Origin of the sequence: Paraglaciecola sp. (assembly GCF_039964565.1) — a bacterium.
Classification (GTDB): domain Bacteria; phylum Pseudomonadota; class Gammaproteobacteria; order Enterobacterales; family Alteromonadaceae; genus Paraglaciecola.
This window is the reverse complement of record NZ_JBDVXF010000044.1, coordinates 1-19059: the sequence shown is the minus strand read 5'-3', so window position 1 is coordinate 19059 and position 19059 is coordinate 1. Positions and strand designations below refer to the sequence as shown.

Below are 19059 nucleotides of genomic sequence, written 5' to 3'. Positions count from 1 at the left end.
TTAAACCGTCTCCAATACTAGAGCTGCATTATTGCCACCAAACCCACAGTGATTAATCAATATATGCTTAAAACTCTTGATTGCCTTATCTGCACCAGCAAAAGGTAACAGGATACTGTGCGGATGTTCTATTACGTAACTAGGTACGGGAAGTGTTTCTTGAGTCAGTAAATAATCCAACAGCGCCAACTCAATCACTCCACATGCCCCTAAAGTGTGGCCGATAAAGGGTTTTAGGGCGAAAACAGGGGGAAGGTCGTCAAAGTAACTGTTGAATGCGTTAAATTCAGCGAGGTCATTGTTGTACGTGGCCGTACCATGTATTTTAATTAAGTCTATGTCTTTTGCCCTTAATCCAGATTTTGTAATGGCTTGGTTGATCACAGAGTTTATATGGCTACCATCTTCAACTGTCATGGTAAGACTTGATGTATCACAAGTAGAGTCACCTTCTAGTATTTGATAACATTGTTTTTTCGAAGGTTTGTTTTCGGACAATAATATTGCCCCTATTCCCTCACCTAATATTAGGCCTTGACGTTTTTCATGGAAGGCTAAAAGCTGCTCAGAACTAAGTAAGTCTAAAGAATGAAAGCCTGCGGTAGTTAACTCGTTATAAAACTCGCAACCAATCACAATGACTTGTTTGATCGCCGTTTTTTCAAGCAGTTTTTTGCCGTAAGAAACAGCATTAATACTGGCAGTACAGGCGGTATTGATAACCAGATGAAAAGGGTGCAATCTGAAATGTTGCTGCAGATACTGACTAAGTCTGTCGATCTTAGGTAACCCTAACGCTTTGTCCTCAGATGGAGTCAACGTACCTATATCCAAAGATGTAGAACCCAAAAGTAACGCTGTTTGGGCAAGGTCATCGGGAGTTAATGCACTGATTTCAATTAACTGTTGTACAACGTTTGCCAAACTATTAAATAATCTCGTTTCGCTGCTATCTATTGGCACCATATCCATCGCAAAAAATTGTATCTGTTGCAGTTCATCCTCAATGTTTGCTGTCATTTCTAGGCTGGTATTTGGTTCTGTGGAAAACCTAAGACAGTCATTTAAGTAACTGTTTCCACAAGCGCTATGGCTTACACTGGAATGAATATACACAGCCACGTTATTTAGCGGGCCCAACAGTTTGAATATATTCAACAATACTATTGATAGATTGTAAGTGTTTGCGAGACTCTTTCGAACCCTCTACTTTTATTCCAAAGTGTTCTTTTAATACTAAGGCAAGTTGTAGTGCGTCGAGGGAGTCTAAACCTACTTTAGACTTGTTACCAAACAAGGGCTCATCGTCTTCGATATCTTCCCAGGTCATATCGTCTTCTTTGTCACATTCGACTACTATCAATTGTTTTAGTTGTGTTTTTAGTTCTTCTAATTCCATGAAAGCTCCCTTAATCGGCGACTAAATAATAGTGCTGAGGTTGTAAGTGAAATTGCCGCAAATACTGCCAGATAGATAAAACTCATCCAATGTTCATCACCAAATTGACCATACATAGTGCCTTTCACTAGTTGGGCTGACCAATACATAGGTGAAAACTGGGCAATTTGCTGCAAGGTTATAGGCATGATATCCAGTGGTACCATAAAACCACTCAATGCTGCCATGATGATATTCACTCCACCACCAAGCACAATCGCTTGTTCAAAACTGCGCACCAATGAAGCAATAATTGAGGCAAAACTGACTGCAGCCAAGCATACAATTAACGCTGTACTTAATAGTTCCCACAAATGGTTGTAAGGCACTGGAGGCTGCTCAATTAACAGCGGTATTAAGCGCCAGCCAATTAAACTTAGTAGTAAGAATTGTCCCACGCTAAATAGGTAAAAGGCCAACAATTTGACTAAAAAGTAGTGATGCAAATTGAGGGGAAAGGTTTTTAATCTGATTAAGGTGCCATTTTGTACTTCATTCAACAGGGTGACAGAAATAGGTAATACAATAAAATATATTCCAAAAATTAACCAAGATGGCACACTATAACTGATCACTGGAAGTGATGTGTTGTTGTCAGCAACGCTAATATACTGGGAAGTATCGGTTTGCTGGTTAATCTGTGACATTTGTTTATCTAAAGGTAATTCTTCATCCATTTCACCAGTATCAAGCATGTACATATGCAGCTTCAATCGCGCGAATGAAAGTTGTACATGTTGGCTCAGCAGCGCTTGAATTGCAGGGGAGGTTTTAGCGCTATATTCTATTTGAATCAATGGATGTTGTTGATTAGAAAACAGCTGCTGTTTTAAGTTTGACTCAAGAACCAAACTGGCGTTTGCCTTGGACATTACGGGGTTCAATTGGTAACCAAAATTAGCAAGATATTGTCCAAACAAAATTTGTTCGAATTCATTATTTGTTTTAAATTCGACCTGAAGATTTTGGATCATATCTTCTTGACGTTCACTCATGGCAAAGGTCATTATCAACATAAAAATAACAGGCATCAGCAATAAAACCGCGACACTATGCAGATCGCTAAACACCAATATAAATTCCTTTTTAATACTCTGTACTATCATTTTCTTCCATATGATTTAAGTAATATTGGGTCAATGAGGTTTGGTCATAATGAATGTTGAGAATCGCTAGTTGACTGTTACCAAGCAACGTAAGCATCGTCAATAATTCTTCAGGTGATTCAATAAAGGCTGTAACTTGTGCCTCTTTACACTCGACTTTTATGGGCAAGGCGTGTAATTGCTTAGTCAAATTCGCAGATAGTGATTTAGCAAATGTGATAGTGATAAATTTTTGCTGAGTGTTTAAGCTTAGATAGCTGGCTTTTCCTTGAGTTAGCATGACAATTTGGTCACATATATCTTGCACTTCTGTCAACATATGTGACGTATAAACAATGGTCTTGCCTTGGTTCTTTAGTGTTTTAAGTAGTGCTAGGATGGCGGTTCTTGAAATAGGATCAACACCCACAGTTGGTTCGTCTAAATAGAGTATTTGTGGATCTTTTAAAAGCGCAATCGCCAAGTTTAACCTACGCTTGTATCCCCCTGAAAGACGCTTCGCCTTTTTAGTACTGACTTGTTGAAGTTGACATTGCTGCATAACACTGTGCACTTTTGTTTTACCATCAATGCTACTTAACCCACACAAACTAACGAAATATTGTAAATTCTGTACAACACTCAATTGCGGATAGAAAGCATATTCTTGAGGCACTAGAGCCACGTTTTTTTGTACAAATTTAGACAAGGTTGCTTGGGTGTTCTGGTCAAAGTGCAGCGTACCGGAAGTGGGTATCAATAAACCCGACAATATCGACAAAAGAGTAGATTTTCCTGCGCCATTTGGGCCTATCAAACCTAGGCATTGTCCAGCGTCTAGATTAATATTAACGTCGTGAAGTGCGGGGACCGAAGAATTTGCATAACGATATTCGAGATCCGTTATTTTAAATACTGACATCATGCCTCAGTTAGACATTTAAACTCTGTGGTTGTAATAGAGCTTGATAGTTTCATTTCAGATTGTGGCATAGTGGTTTCATCTACAACTTAAGATAATTGCTAATCAAAGTTATATTACGTTAAATTTTGCGGCACTGTAAGTGTTTAAAGTAATTGTACAATTCAGCATTAGTCTGCTTTTTGGCTAGGGAAATATTTTAATTGGAGTTTTTAGATGACTAAGGGTTTGGATGTTTAGATTACGACAATTATACCGAAAGTATTGGATAGTGCCTTGGTTGTGGTGGCTGGTTGTCGTTTTGCCTGGAGTGTGCTTTATTGTTATCTCCGTTGGCTTTTTGCTTGCGATGCATTGGCCTAAAAACTATCAGAATGTCGTTAACATCAGTCTCGATTCTGATGTCAATTATCTAACTTTATCGGTACATGGTGTAAAAGATTCGCCAGCAAGTTGGAGTGATGAATTACAACACAAATATTCGCAACTTCAACAGATGCCGTTTAGTAAGTTACATAGTCAACATATCAGTTTTGGCTGGCAACCCTATTCGGATAATGTCCTTAGTTGTTCTGTTGATGGTAAAAAAATTGGCGAGAAGTTAGGTGTGAAACTCGCGCTTTTACCAAATCTTCAAGGCGTTCATTTAGTGGCACACAGTTGTGGTTCGTTCGTTATATTAGGGGTATGTGAAGCACTAAGGGAACGAAACGAGGCGGTGAGTATTCAGACTACCTACTTAGATCCTGTATCTGTCTATTCAGGTATTTTTTGGGACTACGGTATTCAATATTTTGGTAGCTGCGCCAACTTCAGTGATGCCTATATTGATACCCAAGACACTGTTCCTGGTAGCAATCAAGCCCTTGTCAATGCTGTGACTTTTGATGTGACACAAATTAGAGTGGAGAATAAATTGAACCATGCACCGCATGCTTGGCCAACGCTGTTTTATATCGACGCTTTAGGAGAAAAACAGGTGCCGATTTACTTTAACTCGGTAAACAAACCCAGCTCAGAATATTCAAACAACACCCTGATTACTTGGCCATTTGCATACAAGTCAAAGTAATTGCTAATGAATTCTTAGCGTTGAGAGGTAAACCGTAGGCAAACATTTCAACTTTTGTAATCAAATCACAAAATAGCGCATTCATATTATTGAGGTGATTTATACAACACCCCATTTATAAGGGTTTCTTCCCTTGAATCTGGATCTTCTACTCTGCCTGTGAGGGTTTCCCAAAGGCCTAAATCCTCTCGAGACCACCATAAAAAAGGACGAGATAATTGTTGTTCTACTACATCAAATCCAGCCTTTTCTATGAGTTGCAAATATTCCATATCGGTTTTCTGTACATGCATTGGATGCCGGAATAACACACGAATAACCATCGAATGGATATAACGACGACAAGACTCAGCAAACAACAAACAACCTTCTGGCTTAAGTACACGATAGAATTCTTTAATAGCGGAATCTTGATCCACTATGTGATGGAAGGTTTGATGACAAAAAATCATGTCAACGGAGTTGTCAGGTAAGTCAATTTCTGCGGCATTGTTAATGAGAAATTCGACGTTGGCCTGACATTTTTGGGCATTGCTGCCCGCCTTATCTACTACTTCTGGATCCACATCCAATCCAATAATAGTCTCAGGCGAGAAACGTTTGTCTAGTTCAATTAGTGAGTGCCCAAAGCCGGAACCAATATCCAATATGGTGTGAAATTGCTTTGGTTTATTCTCTGGAATTAACCTTTCAAGATCATCAAGTGCTCTTCTTAATACATGTATTAACCATGTATCAGTATTTAAAAACCAATCTCCAAATTTGCTTTCTCTTACCCAGGCTTTTTTAATGTCTACTTTGCTCAATTGCTTGCCTCTTCCTTTTTACCTTTCAGATTATGTGTAATGCCAAAGACGTTTAACAATGTAAAATGACCTTCTGAACAGGGCAGCGTACTGCATCGAATAATTAGTCTCATCTATAAAAATTCTCGAGTCATAGAAAAAAACGGCTGGCTTAATTTGATAATCATTACCCGAAAAAGAATGCACTGGGTTGGAATAGTTTCTCTACATGACTGATAAACTTTTTATCAACTAGAAACAGAATAACGTGGTCGTTAGCTTCAATTTTGGTATCACCGTGAGCAATAATCACCTCATCACTGCGAACAATTGCGCCTATAGTGGTCCCTGGAGGTAGTTTAATTTCACGGATTTCGCGACCTACTACTTTTGAGGTATTTTGATCGCCATGGGCTATTGCTTCGATGGCTTCTGCCGCGCCTCTTCTAAGTGAGTAAACGTTTACTATGTCTCCTCGTCTTATATGGGTGAGGAGAGCTGAGATAGTGGCTTGTTGAGGAGAGAACGCAATATCGATTTCGCCACCTTGTACTAAATCAACATAGGCGCCGCGTTGAATGAGCACCATCGCTTTTGCCGCACCTAGTCGTTTAGCTAACATGGCCGACATGATATTCGCTTCGTCATCGTTAGTGACAGCTATAAAAGCGTCTACTTGTTCGACGTTTTCTTCGGTTAACAATTCATGATCTGAAGCATCACCGGCAAAAACAATGGTTTTGTCTAAATGGGCCGACAGGTATTTGGCTCGATCAGGACTAAACTCTATTAGCTTCACATTGTGGTTATGTTCTAGCATCTTGGCTAAACCAGCACCAATGAGTCCTCCACCAGCAATCATAATTCGTTTGTAACTTGATTCTAACTTTTGTAGTTCACTCATCACCGCACGAATATGTTTAGTTGCTGCAATAAAAAACACCTCGTCATCCGCTTCGATGATGGTGGTGCCTAGCGGGCGAATAGGTTTTCCTCGGCGGTAAATAGCGGCCACTCGTGTCTCGACGTTAGGTATATGTTCTTTAAGTGTAGAAAGTGCGTGGCCTACTAACAGTCCGCCGTAATAGGCTTTAACTGCCACTAAACTGGCTTTGCCTTCTGCAAATTCCACCACTTGTAACGCACCGGGATAATCTATCAGGCGTTTTATTGCTTTGGTCACTAATTGTTCTGGGGCAATGAGATGATCCACAGGTACGTCTTGATGTTTGAATAACTGCTCTTGATAAATGATGTATTGTTCAGAGCGTACACGGGCGATTTTTGTGGGAGTCTTAAATAGGCTATAGGCAACTTGGCAGGCCATCATATTGCTTTCATCGCTATTAGTCACAGCAATCAGCATGTCGGCGTCTTCTGCCCCTGCTTTTTTCAGAATATCTGGATGGGATCCCATCCCAGCGACAACCTGCAAATCTAACCTGTCTTGCAAATGCCTCAGGGTATTGGGATCTGAATCAATAACGGTGATTTCATTTTTCTCACCGACTAAATTTTCAGCTAGAGTAGCGCCGACTTGACCTGCACCAAGGATAATTATCTTCATTTTTGGTCTGTAAACCTTATTATTATTTAGACTTTAGCAGTCTGGCATAATAGAAACCATCCATTTGTTGATCTCCTGGCAAAATCTGTTTGCCGGGTCTATCTACTGAATCGTTGCAGAACCTATTATCTAACGAAGCGTTAGGTGTTCGTGATAAAAAATCACTTATTTGTAAATGATTTTCTTCGGGCAGAATAGAACAAGTTGCATACAGCATCGTTCCTCCCGGTTTGATTAGTGCCCATATGGCATCCAATATTTGTTTTTGAAGAGTGACCAAAACTTCAATATCTTTGGCTTTACGTAACCATTTTATATCTGGATGGCGGCGAATAATACCTGTCGCTGAGCAAGGAGCATCAAGCAACACTTGGTCGAATAGTTGTCCATCCCACCATTGTTCGGGCAACGTTGCGTCACCTATTACGATTTCGGCGTTGTGTCCCAGCCTGCTTAAATTTTCTTCAATTTTAAGGGCTCGTTGTTGATTTACCTCTAGCGCAACAATTTTAGTTATATTGGGTTGCGTTTCGACTATATGACATGTTTTCCCCCCTGGTGCTGCACAACAATCTAAGATTGTTTGATTTTCAGCGGGTTCAAGATAATGAGCTGCAAGTTGTGCCGCACCGTCTTGCACGGCAAACCACCCCTTATCAAATCCCGGTAAACTTGTAACATCATAACCCTTTGATAATATTATGGCCTCTGGATGCTCAGTCGACAGAGTAAAATCGATGCTGGCATTTCCCAGTGTCTCTACGAAATCAGCATGGGAAATTTGTTGAGTATTGACCCTGAGCCAAATAGGGGCCTTTTGCTGCATATTGCCAATTAAATCGATAAAACCATCTTGATATTCAGCTTCTAGCTTCTTGAATAACCACTTTGGTAAACCTGACGCTATTTGTTGATTAGGGGCTTGTTGTTGAGATATTTCTTCTCTAATAAATGTACGCAAGATAGCATTAACCAATCCTTTCATAGCTTGGGTATTAAGAGGTTGGCAAGCTGCGACTGTTTCCGACACAGCCGCGTGTTGACTAACCCGACTAAAAGCTAATTGGTAAAACCCTAACATAATCAACTGTTCTACAATCTTGTAGCGATTTTTTAAGGGCTTATCGAGCAGTTTTCTGAGCCAAAACTGCAAAATAGGTAAATTGCGCAAAACACCGTAGACCATTTCTTGAAGCCAAGCTTTATCTTGTTCTTTATGGGGTAATTGCGCTAATGGGAGGCACTCTCTTGCAGATTGTCCCTCTTCTAAAATTTGATGAAGTACTTTGGCGGCATCAGCGCGTAAATTTAAAAATTTAGACTTCATGAAAAATATTTCATCTTAGTGAGCTACCAATAGTAAACCAATCGGCTCTGCCGTTTAATACATCAGCAGCTAACATTGGCTTTTTACCAGGAAGTTGCAATTTTGTGATTAACAAGCTGTTATTACCTGTAGTCACTAAAATGCCCTGCTTATCTGATTTAATAATTTCGCCTGGCGGGGTATCAGCACTGTTGCTCTTAACAACCTCAGAAGCATACACTTTAATATTCGCGTCGTTTAGCGTGAAAAAAGCCACCGGCCACGGATTAAAAGCACGGATATTTCTTTCAATTTGTTCAGCCGATAAATGCCAATCTATTTGGGCTTCTTCTTTTGACAGTTTTTTTGCATAACTGGCAAGTTTATCATCTTGGATTTGCGGCCGAATTTCATTTAAAGAGTCTAATGTTTCCAACAGTGCTTTAGGGCCCATTTCGGCGAGCTTTTGATACAAAGTAGCGCTGGTATCATCTCTGGAGATGGTAAGTGAATGCTTTAGTAACATTGCCCCTGTATCCAAACCCTCGTCCATTTGCATAACGGTTACACCGGTTTCGCTGTCTCCAGCCCATAACGATCTCTGGATGGGGGCTGCCCCTCGCCATTTAGGCAGCAATGAACCATGTACGTTAAGGCAACCTAATCTAGGAGCCTCTAGAACGGCATTAGGGAGAATCAAGCCATAAGCCACCACTACCATGATATCTGCATCAAGCTCAACGAGCGCTTGTTGTGACTCATGAGTTTTCAGTGACTCTGGCTGGAAAATCGGAATGTCATGTTGCAACGCCAAATTTTTTACAGCACTGGCTTGTAATTTCTTACCCCTACCGGCTGGTCGGTCTGGTTGACTGTATACAGCAATGATGTCATGTTCGGAATCAATTAGCGCTTGTAAGTGCAATGCTGCAAACTCAGGAGTTCCAGCAAATATTATTTTTAAGGGCTTTTTCAATTGTGTTTTAGCCTCTTGCCGCGAGTCGGGCTTCTTTTTCTAACTTGGTCTTTATTCTTTGGCGTTTAAGAGGAGATAGATAATCTACAAATAACTTGCCTTTTAAATGGTCTAATTCGTGTTGAATACAGATTGCTAACAGACCGTCTGCTTCTAAGGAAAAAGGTTTGCCCATTTTATCAAGTGCCTCAACTGTAATTTTTTCAGATCTTTCGACTTGTGCATAATTGTTGGGTACTGACAAACAACCTTCTTCGCTAATGGTTTTGCCTTCCCTCTGGGTAATTTCAGGATTAATGAATACTAAAGGTTCATCTTGATTTTCAGAGACGTCCATCACCACCAATCGTTTATGAACGTTGACCTGTGTTGCCGCTAAACCAATACCGTTTTCGTCACGCATAGTTTCAAACATATCGCTGATTAAAGCGGTAATCGATTTATCAACATCTTCAATTTTTTTTGCTACTGTGCGCAATCTCTCATCGGGAAAGCGCAACACATCTAATATTGCCATTGTATTATTCAACTATAATGAGTCTCAGACTCAGGAACTAATGTAACCAATAGAAACTTTACGCTACAGTGATAGAGTGAGTATTGGTCTGTGTATTATTTACTATACGATCAAATAGAATTGACTATTTAATACGTTTCTAGCTGCGCTATTCTAGCGTAAATCGATCCAAAACATAATAGTCACTGCATCAAGGTGTATATAAGAATGACGAGCAATAAATTAATTAGGTCGCTGTTACTGTTGGTGCTTTTGCCGATCTATAGTATCGCACAGAATATTTCAGTAAAAGATACCGCTCCTGAAGTGTATATAGTGCAAAAGGGCGATACTCTGTGGGGCATATCCAATATGTATTTGGACAAGCCTTGGCAATGGCCAGAATTGTGGCGGACTAATACATATATTACTAATCCGCACCTTATTTATCCAGGCGACGAATTACGTTTAGTTAAAAACGAAAAAGGTGAAACTGTACTCGAAGTAAAAAGAGAGGCAGCAAAACCTGAAATAAAACTTTCTCCCGAAGGCGTTAAATCACTTAAAGCAGCCAATCCTATACCGGCACTGCCATGGTCTGTCATTAAACCTTATATTGAAAACGAAATGATCATGACGAAACAGGTTTACGACCGTTATCCCTATGTTCTAGGTAACGAAGAAGGGGCTGTGCGTTATGCTACCGATAATCTAATACTCGGGAAAGCTGCGCGTCGCAGTAAAGAAAATTTAAGTATTGTAAGAAAACAAAATGAATTGCTCGACATGGAAGGCAACTTTATCGGCTTACAGGTACGCTATTTAGCGAAAGCTAAGTTAGTGGACACTGAGCTAAATAATCAGGCATTAATCAGAATATTAGAAGCTAATCTTGAAGTTAAACGTGGTGACAAAATAATTCCAGCAGTTTCGGCTGAGCCAAATGAGGTTATGTTGGTAGCGGCGCAAAATCAAACGGGTTTCATTATTGACGACTTAGAACAGCATAATTTGCTGGGTAAATTCAATGTTGTGGTGTTAGATCTTGGCTCTGATCAAGTTTCTGCCGGAACGGTAATGGGTATATATAGTCAAGGACCCAGAATAGTGGACGGAAAACAACCTAAGTATGAAGGAGAGTCTGACACCATCCGCAGTGCCTTCAGCCAAGGGGATGAAATTAGTCAACCTGCCTTAAAGGTAGGCGAAGTGCTTGTGTTTAAATCATTTGATACTGCAAGTTATGCACTTATTACCAAATCAGCTAAAGTCATTAAAAGGGGGATGATAGTCGCTAAACCCTAAATAAGTTAAATTTTATGGGGTGTCTAAGGAGCAATAAATGCAACAGGATGTTGAGGATGGCGGCAGTGATAGCGGTGAGCTGGAAAATTGGCTGAAGTTGACTCAGATCCCTAATTTTTCAGTTGCTAGCTTAATAAAATTGCAGAAAAAGTATGCTATTGAGCTATCTGAAGTTTTTGCTGCTTCGAAGGCTACTTTGCAAGAAGTAGGTTTTAGGCAGCAACAAATAGAAGCCATATTGCATCCCGACCAAAGATTGCTCAACGTTAGTTTGGAGTGGCTTAATTCCAAAAAAAATCGTTTTCTAGTTTACTACGATCACCTCCATTACCCTCCTTTACTTAAGCAAATCGCTAGTTCACCGCCACTTTTATACGGATATGGTGACCCTCAATCTCTAAGTAACTATCAACTTGCCATGGTAGGAAGCCGAGCCCCAAGTCCACAGGGAAGAGAAAATGCCCATTTTTTTGCAAACAGTTTAAGTGAGTGTGGTTGGACCATTACCAGTGGCTTAGCCCTTGGTATTGACGGCTTATCTCATCAAGGCGCGGTATCAGGCGGTTATACAACTATAGCTGTTTTGGGCACTGCCATTGATAAAATGTATCCTCGCCGCCATATCAAATTAGCAGAAGATATTTTGCAAAGTAACGGCGTGATTATTTCTGAATTTGCACCTACTACAAAAGGGCGACCAGAGTACTTTCCGAGACGCAACCGCATTATTAGCGGGCTGTCTGTGGGTACGTTAATTGTTGAAGCAGCGATAAAGAGTGGTTCATTAATTACTGCAAGATACGCTTTAGAGCAAAACAGAGAAGTATTTGCGCTGCCAGGAAATATTCACAACCCTATGTCAGCGGGCTGTCATCATTTGATTCAACAAGGAGCAAAGTTAGTAACATGTGTAGGAGATATTAATGAGGAGTTTCAACATCTCATTTCGCCAGAATCGAGTGAAAAAGTTGATAAATTGCAAAAAAATACGACACAAAGCTTGGCTTCAGACAAATTGTTAGATAGTGTAGATTTTGAAGTCACCCCACTAGATATAGTGGCTCAGCGCAGCGGCATAGAAGTAACAGAAGTAATGTCACAATTATTAGAATATGAATTGCGTGGTTTAGTGATTGCTGTTTCCGGCGGTTACATTAAATTGGGGGAAAAATAGTATGTTCGATATCCTCATGTATCTATTTGAAAACTTTATTCACAGTGAAACTGAAATTCGCGTTGATCAAGACGAGCTTACAGATGAGTTAATTCGAGCTGGCTTTCATCACGATGAAATTTATAAAGCACTGTCTTGGTTAGAAAAGCTTGCTGCACTGCAAGAAACCGATATCAAACCTTATTTGGCCAAAGGGCCTAATTCTTTTGTAACTCGAGTCTATACTCAAGATGAAGAAATGCGTTTGGATGTGGAATGCCGTGGTTTTCTAATGTTCCTAGAGCAAATTAATGTATTGGATTCGTCTATTCGAGAAATGGTGATCGATAGAGTGATGGAAATCGATTCTAAAGAGTTTTGTTTAGAGGATCTGAAATGGGTAGTGCTGATGGTGCTATTTAACGTGCCAGGAAAAGAAAATGCATACGCTCAGATGGAAGATTTGTTGTTTGAAGAGCCGGAAGGTCCGCTGCACTGATTGTGTTTTATCGATGAATACTAAAAGTGGTCTGCTACATGTCTAAGATTGATCACTCATTGTTTTCTGCCAGTGCTACCGAGCAAGCCTTCGGACCTTGCCCTCAATGCAATGCTAAATTAACTATCAGACGAGGAAAGTCAGGAGCCTTCATTGGTTGTAGTCATTATCCTGAATGCGACTTTTCAAAACCCCTTCACGAATATGAAAGCCCCGAGGTTAAAACTATAGAGGGCTCTTCTTGTCCTAAATGCCAATCCTTGTTGGTTATTAAAAAAGGGCGTTTTGGGTTGTTCATTGGTTGCAGTGATTTCCCTGATTGTGATTATATTCAGTCAAACTCCAACAGCGAAGATACAAAACTAACTTGCCCTGCCTGTAAAAACGGGCATATAACTAAGCGCACAAATAAGTTTGGCAAGTCATTTTTTGCATGTGATAATTACCCAAAATGCAAATACTTACTGAATTTTCCTCCTGTTGCTCATCCTTGTCCAAAATGCAATTGGCCGATAATGCAACAAAAAAAAGGAGCGTCTGAAGTTGAATTGATATGCCCACAGAAGCAGTGCCAATGTAAGATCCCTAAACCACAATAATTCCACAAGCCTCTCCCTCTACCCAGGCAGAGTTTTTAACTATTTTATTAGATATTGACCATGACCTCCCAGAACAAAAAAAACAAACCACACTTGCTTATCCGTAGCTTAAAGTATCTTTTGTGCCTGCTGGTGGCCTTGTATTTACTGATTTGGATGTTATCTCCATTTGCCGCGCGCCATTTTGCTACAGATCCGTTACAGGAAATGGGAGTGTCTCTGGGTGAAGCGAGCACCGTGAGATTTAACCCTTTTACTAGCACTCTAACCGTTGATGATTTTCAGCTATACGATCAAAACAAAAAACAAGTATTGGCAATCGAGTATGCTGAAGTGAGTGTCCATCTGCATCGACTGTTACTCAAGCAACTTTATGTCTCGGAATTTTTGATTGAAGGTACTGAAGTCGAAATAGTCAAAACGCAACAACAAATGGTAGTTGCAGGAGTGGATGTTTCAGCAAGCTCAGACGATGAACAAAACGTCGCTTTGGAAGAGTCGCCAAAAGAGCAGTCTTCATTGGACTTTACTTTGGTCATCCCAGAGTTACAGCTAAAGCGGCTATTGTTCAATTCAAGTATTGATGGCAATCCACAAACATTATTATTAAAAGATTTACTGATTAATAACGCGTCACTTAGTCAAATGCAGCAACAACTCTCACTTACTCTTGACGCATTAGTAAACGGCGCCCCATTGAGACTTGAGTCAGAGATCTCTTTGCATTCTGGGTCAGGTAGCATTGATAGTGATTTTTCTTTGGAGCAATTAGAACTGTCGACCTTAAGTCCAATGTTGATTGATTTAGGTATAGGGATATCAGGCGAATTTTCCTTCAAAGGAAACCCTAAAGTTAAGTTGGCTCCCGAAAACATTCAAGTAGAAAGTGAGCAAATCGTGTTGTCCTTGACGGAACTTGATCTTAACTATGCCCCTTGGGTTGTTGAAGGGGCAAGTGATGTGATTACTATTGATAATTTAAGTGTCAGTGTATTGCCAAGTGGCGTGGTTCAAAAGTTAACGACTGCAGTGACCACTCAGTTTAGTCAGGGTAATGTTGGTTTGCAGACTGCTAGCAATAGCGTGGTTAATTGGGACCAGATTAAGATGACTACAGATGTGCAGTTATTGGAAATGCAACCCAGTGTAGTTATCGAGAAATTAGACATCGACTCACTTAATCTTTCTGAAGATAAAACATTGAGTGAGCCTGCACCGATTCTAAGTGTTGCGCAATTATCTGTCTCTGATATCCAGTTTAGTGATAATCATATGAATATAGATACTGTTTCCATAGCTGGACTTAAAACCGATATTAAAGTTAACCCCGATAAAAGTATCGTGAGTATGGTAGATACATCAGCACTCACTCCAGAGGTACAAAATAATACCGAGGCTTCTGCTAGTGAACCGCAACAAATTCCCCCTGCAGAGACGGCGGAACAAGTTGAATCTACCTCAGAAGACCCAACTGCGTTGACTATTGCTGTGGCAAAATTGTTGCTTAGCGATACCGCTCATATCCAAATCAACGACCAAAGCGTTTCTCCAGCCTTCGAGCAAAATATTAGCATTGAAACCCTACAAGCAGGGCCTTTTGATAGCAGAGACAACTCCTTAGAAAGCCGATTTGAACTGGTTGCTAAAGATGATAACTATTTAAAAATTGAAGCGAAAGGACACGCAAGGCCATTTGCCGATAAGCTTAACGCATTGATTTCTGCCAATATAAACGAACTAGATTTACCTTCTGTGTCTCCCTATGTGAAAGACGGTTTGGGTTTCGAGATGAAAACTGGACAGTTAGATGTGGGCGTTGAGATGGCTATTGAAGACGGAGAAATTGACGGAGAGACTAAGTTGTTTTTGCGTGGTGTTGATATGTCTAGCGCTGACGAAGTCGAACAAGGTACCCTTAAAGAAGGTAAAGCGATGCCGTTAAACTATGCCTTAGGTTTATTAAAAGATGATCAAGGTAATATTAATTTGGGAGTACCTCTGCGAGGAAATGTCGCGGAACCTTCATTTGGTGTCGAGAGTTTTCTAGGCTTAGTATTAAAAAAGGCCGCAATGTCTCAAGCTAAAAGTTATCTGATGACCACTTTTGTACCTTATGCTTCAGTAGTCTCTGTGGCTATCTCAGGTGCTGAGTATTTACTTAAAGTGAAGTTTGAACCATTAATGTTCCAAAACGGGATAGTGGAACTCACTGAAGAAAATCAGCAATATTTATCTGAACTCGTATTGTTGATGCAAGACAAACCAGAGTTGCAATTAAAAACCTGTGCTATTGGTACTTTTTCTGATTTGGGTTTAGCCACACCAACTACTTTGAATACTGAGCAACAAGCCACACTTAAATCCATGGGAACACAACGGCAGAATAATTTGAAACGGTATTTGATTGAGCAAGATATTATTTCATCACGTATTTTGTTTTGTGCTCCCGAGCTAGATACTGCTGCAGATGCACAAGCTCGCATTGAATTGAAAACAGACTAGATATGAAACCACTATCAATCATTGAAGATGCAGACCTAATTGTTGAGAAATTAAAACTAGGGGAATTGTTGGCATATCCAACTGAAGCTGTGTTTGGGCTTGGATGTGATCCTGATAACGAAATTGCCGTGCATAAGTTATTGGCTTTGAAAAAACGTCCTATTGAAAAAGGGATGATTTTGGTGGCTAACACTTATTCACAGTTGTTGCCTTACGTAGACGACGGGAAGATCCCCATGAACATGCGTAATGAGATATTTTCCAGTTGGCCGGGGCCAGTCACTTGGTTGCTACCTGCCTCGAAACAATGCCCAAAGTGGGTGACGGGCAATAGTGAACTGGTTGCGGTACGAGTAAGCCAACACCTTGTTGTAAGTCAATTATGTGAGCTATTCGGCAAGCCTTTGATATCCACTAGTGCTAATGTGTCTGGGGCGAAACCTGCCACAACACCAGCACATTTATTTCATCAATTTGATAAGACCCTATTGTTGGTGGATGGCGAATTAGGCGGGGCAAATAAACCCAGTCAAATCCGGCATGGAATTTCAGGGCAAACTATAAGAGATAATTAGTCAGATGACAGCAGAATCAGTACCAGATTTACAAAAAGTAAAAGAGTATTTACTTAAGTTGCAGGATAATATTTGCCAGACCTTAGAGTTGGTAGATGGCAAAGGAAGTTTTGTTGAGGATAACTGGCAAAGAGAACTAGGTGGCGGTGGTCGAACTCGCGTATTAACTGGTGGTAACGTAATAGAGCAAGGTGGAGTCAATTTTTCTCATGTATATGGTGGACAGTTACCTGCGTCAGCCACAGCTGCTCGACCTGAACTAGCAGGCCGGAGCTTTCAAGCGGTTGGTGTTTCTTTAGTTCTTCATCCCCATAATCCTTATGTGCCTACCACTCATGCTAACGTACGTTTTTTTATAGCTGAAAAGCCTGGAGAAAAAGCGGTTTGGTGGTTTGGTGGTGGGTTTGATCTGACGCCATTTTATCCATTCCATGAAGATGTAGTGCATTGGCATAGTGTCGCTAAAAAACTTTGCGTACCTTTTGGTGATGAGGTCTACCCGGAATATAAAAAATGGTGCGATGATTATTTTTATTTGAAACACCGAAACGAAACTCGTGGGGTTGGAGGTTTATTTTTTGATGACCTTAATAAACAAGGGTTTGAAAAGAGCTTTAAGTTTATGCAGGCAGTAGGTAACGGGTTTTTAGATGCCTATGTACCTATTGTAGAAAAGCGCAAAGATATAAGTTTTGGCGAAACAGAGCGCGACTTTCAACTGTACCGACGTGGCCGCTACGTTGAATTTAATTTAGTATACGACAGAGGCACATTATTTGGATTGCAAACGGGTGGCCGCACTGAATCTATATTGATGTCTATGCCTCCTCTAGCTCGTTGGGAATATTGCTTCGAGCCTGAACCAGAAAGTAAAGAAGCGGATTTATATGCAAATTATTTACATCCAAGAGATTGGTTGTCGTGAATAAATATACTGTATTCGGAAACCCAATTGCCCAAAGTAAATCACCTAGTATTCACCAGATGTTTGCCGAACAAGCTGGGCTTAACATTGAGTACGGTCGTAACCTTGCTACCAAAGAAGATTTTATTCCAACCTTGATAGATTTTTTCCAAGACCCTAAAGCAATGGGGTGTAATGTAACTGCACCCTTTAAAGAACAAGTCGCAAAGTGGGTAGGTGAATTGTCAGCTGCGGCTAAAATTGCTGGTGCAGTGAATACAGTCATTAAGAGAGAAGATGGTAGTTTTTTAGGTGACACTACAGATGGCTGTGGTTTAGTACAAGATTTACTGCGATTGGGGGTGCAAATCAAGGATACCCACATTTTGTTGTTAGGTGCTGGTGGTGCAGCTCGGGGGGTCTTACAATCAATCTTGGCTTTAGAGCCTGCATCTTTAAGCATTGCTAACCGAACACAAGAAAAGGCTGAGCAGTTAGCCGCATTAATACCGCAAGACAATTTTATTGGTATTGGCTTTAACCAGCTAAATAAGGCGCTGCAAGCTTTCGATTTAATCATTAATTCAACTTCCGCCAGTTTGACAGGGGAGTTACCCGCGATCTCTGACTCTGTCATTAGCAGTTGTACTTGTGTTTATGATATGAGTTACGCTGATAAACCAACGGTATTTATGCAGCATGCGCAAAACCTAGGTGTGGTAAATACCTTTGACGGATTAGGCATGTTAGTCGGGCAAGCGGCGGAAAGTTTTTATTTGTGGACTGGATATCGGCCAAATGTTGCTCCTGTAATTCAATCCTTAAGAAGTACTTTATGAATCAGGCCATCCAGGTGTTAGATGGTTGTACTTATATAGAATCAAAAAGCGCACTTAAAGTAGATATCATGTCGTCAGGGCAAATGCTGATCTGTTATATCGTTGGTTCAGGCAAACCAGACTTAATCAGACTTTATGAAACTAAGCAATTTGAACTAGAAGAACTAATCGAATATCAACTCCAACAAGATAAGCTCAATTCTGACGGTGAGTTATGGCTCACCGCCACTGAAGTGTATGGGTATTGAAATCAAAGTTACTTTGAGTTCGCAATGTATTCATCTTTAAGTTTTACGTAGTTTAGAGCTGACTGTTTTAAAAAGGCTAGTTCGCTGTCTTTTAGAACGCGAGCTTGTTGCATTGGGTTGCCTTTATATAGATAACCACTCTTTAGTGTTTTATTTGGTGGTACTAATGTACCGGCACCTATCAATACATCGTCTTCCACAATCGCGCCATCCATAATAATGGCTCCCATGCCAACTAGTATACGATCTCCTAATGTACATCCGTGCAACATACATTTATGACCCACTGTCACATCAGCACCTATTACAAGTGGAAAACCTAGGGGATTAGCATCACTTACTCTACTGACATGTAATACGGTCCCGTCTTGGATATTAGTTCGAGCACCTATCTTTATATAGTTGACATCACCTCTAGCAGCAACAAGAGGCCAAATACTGGCATGCTCGGCACATGTAACGTCCCCAACTAATACTGCTGAACTGTCTATATAACAATGCTCTTTAATATTCGGGAATTTATCTTTATAACTTCGAATGGCCATGGTTATTCCTGTTTTAAAATTAACAAATGCATCATATCAAATTAAAACAGCCATTTTTCAGCATAAATCGCCAAATAAATGCACAGGTCGATGGCTTTTTAGCCACTTAAACATTTATTTTAAATAAGTGCTTGCATGGATATCTGTTATCTCTATAATGCGCCCTCGCTTCAAGGGAGACCACTTAGGACTCTGGCAACGAGTTAGAATTTCTAAGTAGTTGCTAATTAGCCAAGGCTATGT

The 19059-nt window shown here is 40.3% G+C and carries 20 protein-coding genes; 10 read left to right on the top strand and 10 right to left on the bottom strand.

The window, feature by feature from the left end; genetic code table 11:
• The 4 genes from ABJK37_RS19755 to ABJK37_RS19740 form a co-directional block, all read right to left on the bottom strand.
• Entirely contained in the window at nucleotides 1-1020 is a 1020-nt protein-coding gene (locus ABJK37_RS19755) for a beta-ketoacyl synthase N-terminal-like domain-containing protein (RefSeq protein ID WP_348357474.1), read from the bottom strand.
• 103 nt (nucleotides 1021-1123) lie between these two features.
• Nucleotides 1124-1399, bottom strand: a complete 276-nt coding sequence (locus ABJK37_RS19750; RefSeq protein ID WP_215929350.1) for a phosphopantetheine-binding protein — start codon at nucleotides 1397-1399, stop codon at nucleotides 1124-1126.
• Nucleotides 1390-2544 carry an ABC transporter permease gene (locus ABJK37_RS19745; protein ID WP_348357471.1) on the bottom strand — a complete coding sequence of 385 codons (1155 nt, stop codon included), beginning with the start codon at nucleotides 2542-2544 and terminating at the stop codon, nucleotides 1390-1392. The genes ABJK37_RS19750 and ABJK37_RS19745 overlap by 10 nt, the downstream gene beginning before the upstream one ends.
• Complete coding sequence (locus ABJK37_RS19740; RefSeq protein ID WP_348357468.1) at nucleotides 2525-3445, bottom strand: ABC transporter ATP-binding protein; 921 nt, start codon at nucleotides 3443-3445, stop codon at nucleotides 2525-2527. Before ABJK37_RS19740 ends, ABJK37_RS19745 begins: the two co-directional genes overlap by 20 nt.
• Before the next feature lie 232 nt (nucleotides 3446-3677).
• Between ABJK37_RS19740 and ABJK37_RS19735 the strand changes: the two genes are divergently transcribed.
• The gene (locus ABJK37_RS19735) at nucleotides 3678-4517 is read left to right on the top strand and encodes a hypothetical protein (RefSeq protein WP_348357466.1); all 840 of its coding nucleotides are present in this window, start codon (nucleotides 3678-3680) and stop codon (nucleotides 4515-4517) included.
• An 86-nt stretch (nucleotides 4518-4603) separates the two neighbouring features.
• Here ABJK37_RS19735 and ABJK37_RS19730 read toward each other — a convergent pair whose 3' ends face one another.
• The 5 genes from ABJK37_RS19730 to def all read right to left on the bottom strand — a co-directional run bounded on the left by ABJK37_RS19730 (nucleotide 4604) and on the right by def (nucleotide 9668).
• Nucleotides 4604-5323 (bottom strand): class I SAM-dependent methyltransferase, encoded by a 720-nt coding sequence (locus ABJK37_RS19730; protein WP_348357464.1) that lies wholly within the window; start codon nucleotides 5321-5323, stop codon nucleotides 4604-4606.
• A gap of 166 nt (nucleotides 5324-5489) precedes the next feature.
• Complete coding sequence (trkA, locus tag ABJK37_RS19725; RefSeq protein WP_348357462.1) at nucleotides 5490-6869, bottom strand: Trk system potassium transporter TrkA; 1380 nt, start codon at nucleotides 6867-6869, stop codon at nucleotides 5490-5492.
• Between the two features lie 22 nt (nucleotides 6870-6891).
• The gene (gene rsmB, locus ABJK37_RS19720; RefSeq protein WP_348357460.1) at nucleotides 6892-8196 is read right to left on the bottom strand and encodes a 16S rRNA (cytosine(967)-C(5))-methyltransferase RsmB; all 1305 of its coding nucleotides are present in this window, start codon (nucleotides 8194-8196) and stop codon (nucleotides 6892-6894) included.
• Between the two features lie 10 nt (nucleotides 8197-8206).
• Nucleotides 8207-9151: a methionyl-tRNA formyltransferase gene (fmt, locus tag ABJK37_RS19715; protein WP_348357458.1), complete on the bottom strand. Its 945-nt coding sequence runs from the start codon at nucleotides 9149-9151 to the stop codon at nucleotides 8207-8209.
• A 7-nt stretch (nucleotides 9152-9158) separates the two neighbouring features.
• Nucleotides 9159-9668, bottom strand: a complete 510-nt coding sequence (def, locus tag ABJK37_RS19710; protein WP_348357456.1) for a peptide deformylase — start codon at nucleotides 9666-9668, stop codon at nucleotides 9159-9161.
• Between the two features lie 207 nt (nucleotides 9669-9875).
• Here def and ABJK37_RS19705 point away from each other — a divergent pair, with 207 nt between their 5' ends.
• Genes ABJK37_RS19705 through ABJK37_RS19665 form a run of 9 tightly spaced genes read left to right on the top strand, consistent with a single transcriptional unit; the run spans nucleotide 9876 to nucleotide 18271 of the window.
• The gene (locus ABJK37_RS19705) at nucleotides 9876-10952 is read left to right on the top strand and encodes a LysM domain-containing protein (protein WP_348357454.1); all 1077 of its coding nucleotides are present in this window, start codon (nucleotides 9876-9878) and stop codon (nucleotides 10950-10952) included.
• Nucleotides 10953-10989: 37 nt separating this feature from the next.
• On the top strand, nucleotides 10990-12126 hold the full coding sequence (gene dprA / locus ABJK37_RS19700; RefSeq protein WP_348357452.1) for a DNA-processing protein DprA: 1137 nt from the start codon (nucleotides 10990-10992) through the stop codon (nucleotides 12124-12126).
• Nucleotide 12127: 1 nt separating this feature from the next.
• The gene (locus ABJK37_RS19695; protein WP_348357450.1) at nucleotides 12128-12604 is read left to right on the top strand and encodes a DUF494 family protein; all 477 of its coding nucleotides are present in this window, start codon (nucleotides 12128-12130) and stop codon (nucleotides 12602-12604) included.
• 38 nt (nucleotides 12605-12642) lie between these two features.
• Entirely contained in the window at nucleotides 12643-13203 is a 561-nt protein-coding gene (locus tag ABJK37_RS19690) for a topoisomerase DNA-binding C4 zinc finger domain-containing protein (protein ID WP_348357448.1), read from the top strand.
• 60 nt (nucleotides 13204-13263) lie between these two features.
• Nucleotides 13264-15705, top strand: a complete 2442-nt coding sequence (locus ABJK37_RS19685) for a DUF748 domain-containing protein (protein WP_348357446.1) — start codon at nucleotides 13264-13266, stop codon at nucleotides 15703-15705.
• Nucleotides 15706-15707: 2 nt separating this feature from the next.
• On the top strand, nucleotides 15708-16280 hold the full coding sequence (locus ABJK37_RS19680) for a Sua5/YciO/YrdC/YwlC family protein (RefSeq protein WP_348357444.1): 573 nt from the start codon (nucleotides 15708-15710) through the stop codon (nucleotides 16278-16280).
• A gap of 4 nt (nucleotides 16281-16284) precedes the next feature.
• Nucleotides 16285-17205: an oxygen-dependent coproporphyrinogen oxidase gene (hemF, locus tag ABJK37_RS19675; protein ID WP_348357443.1), complete on the top strand. Its 921-nt coding sequence runs from the start codon at nucleotides 16285-16287 to the stop codon at nucleotides 17203-17205.
• Entirely contained in the window at nucleotides 17202-18023 is an 822-nt protein-coding gene (gene aroE, locus ABJK37_RS19670) for a shikimate dehydrogenase (protein ID WP_348357441.1), read from the top strand. The genes hemF and aroE overlap by 4 nt, the downstream gene beginning before the upstream one ends.
• Nucleotides 18020-18271 carry a hypothetical protein gene (locus ABJK37_RS19665; RefSeq protein WP_348357439.1) on the top strand — a complete coding sequence of 84 codons (252 nt, stop codon included), beginning with the start codon at nucleotides 18020-18022 and terminating at the stop codon, nucleotides 18269-18271. Before aroE ends, ABJK37_RS19665 begins: the two co-directional genes overlap by 4 nt.
• A gap of 8 nt (nucleotides 18272-18279) precedes the next feature.
• Here ABJK37_RS19665 and ABJK37_RS19660 read toward each other — a convergent pair whose 3' ends face one another.
• Complete coding sequence (locus tag ABJK37_RS19660; protein WP_348357437.1) at nucleotides 18280-18816, bottom strand: gamma carbonic anhydrase family protein; 537 nt, start codon at nucleotides 18814-18816, stop codon at nucleotides 18280-18282.
• Between the last annotated feature and the right edge of the window lie 243 nt (nucleotides 18817-19059).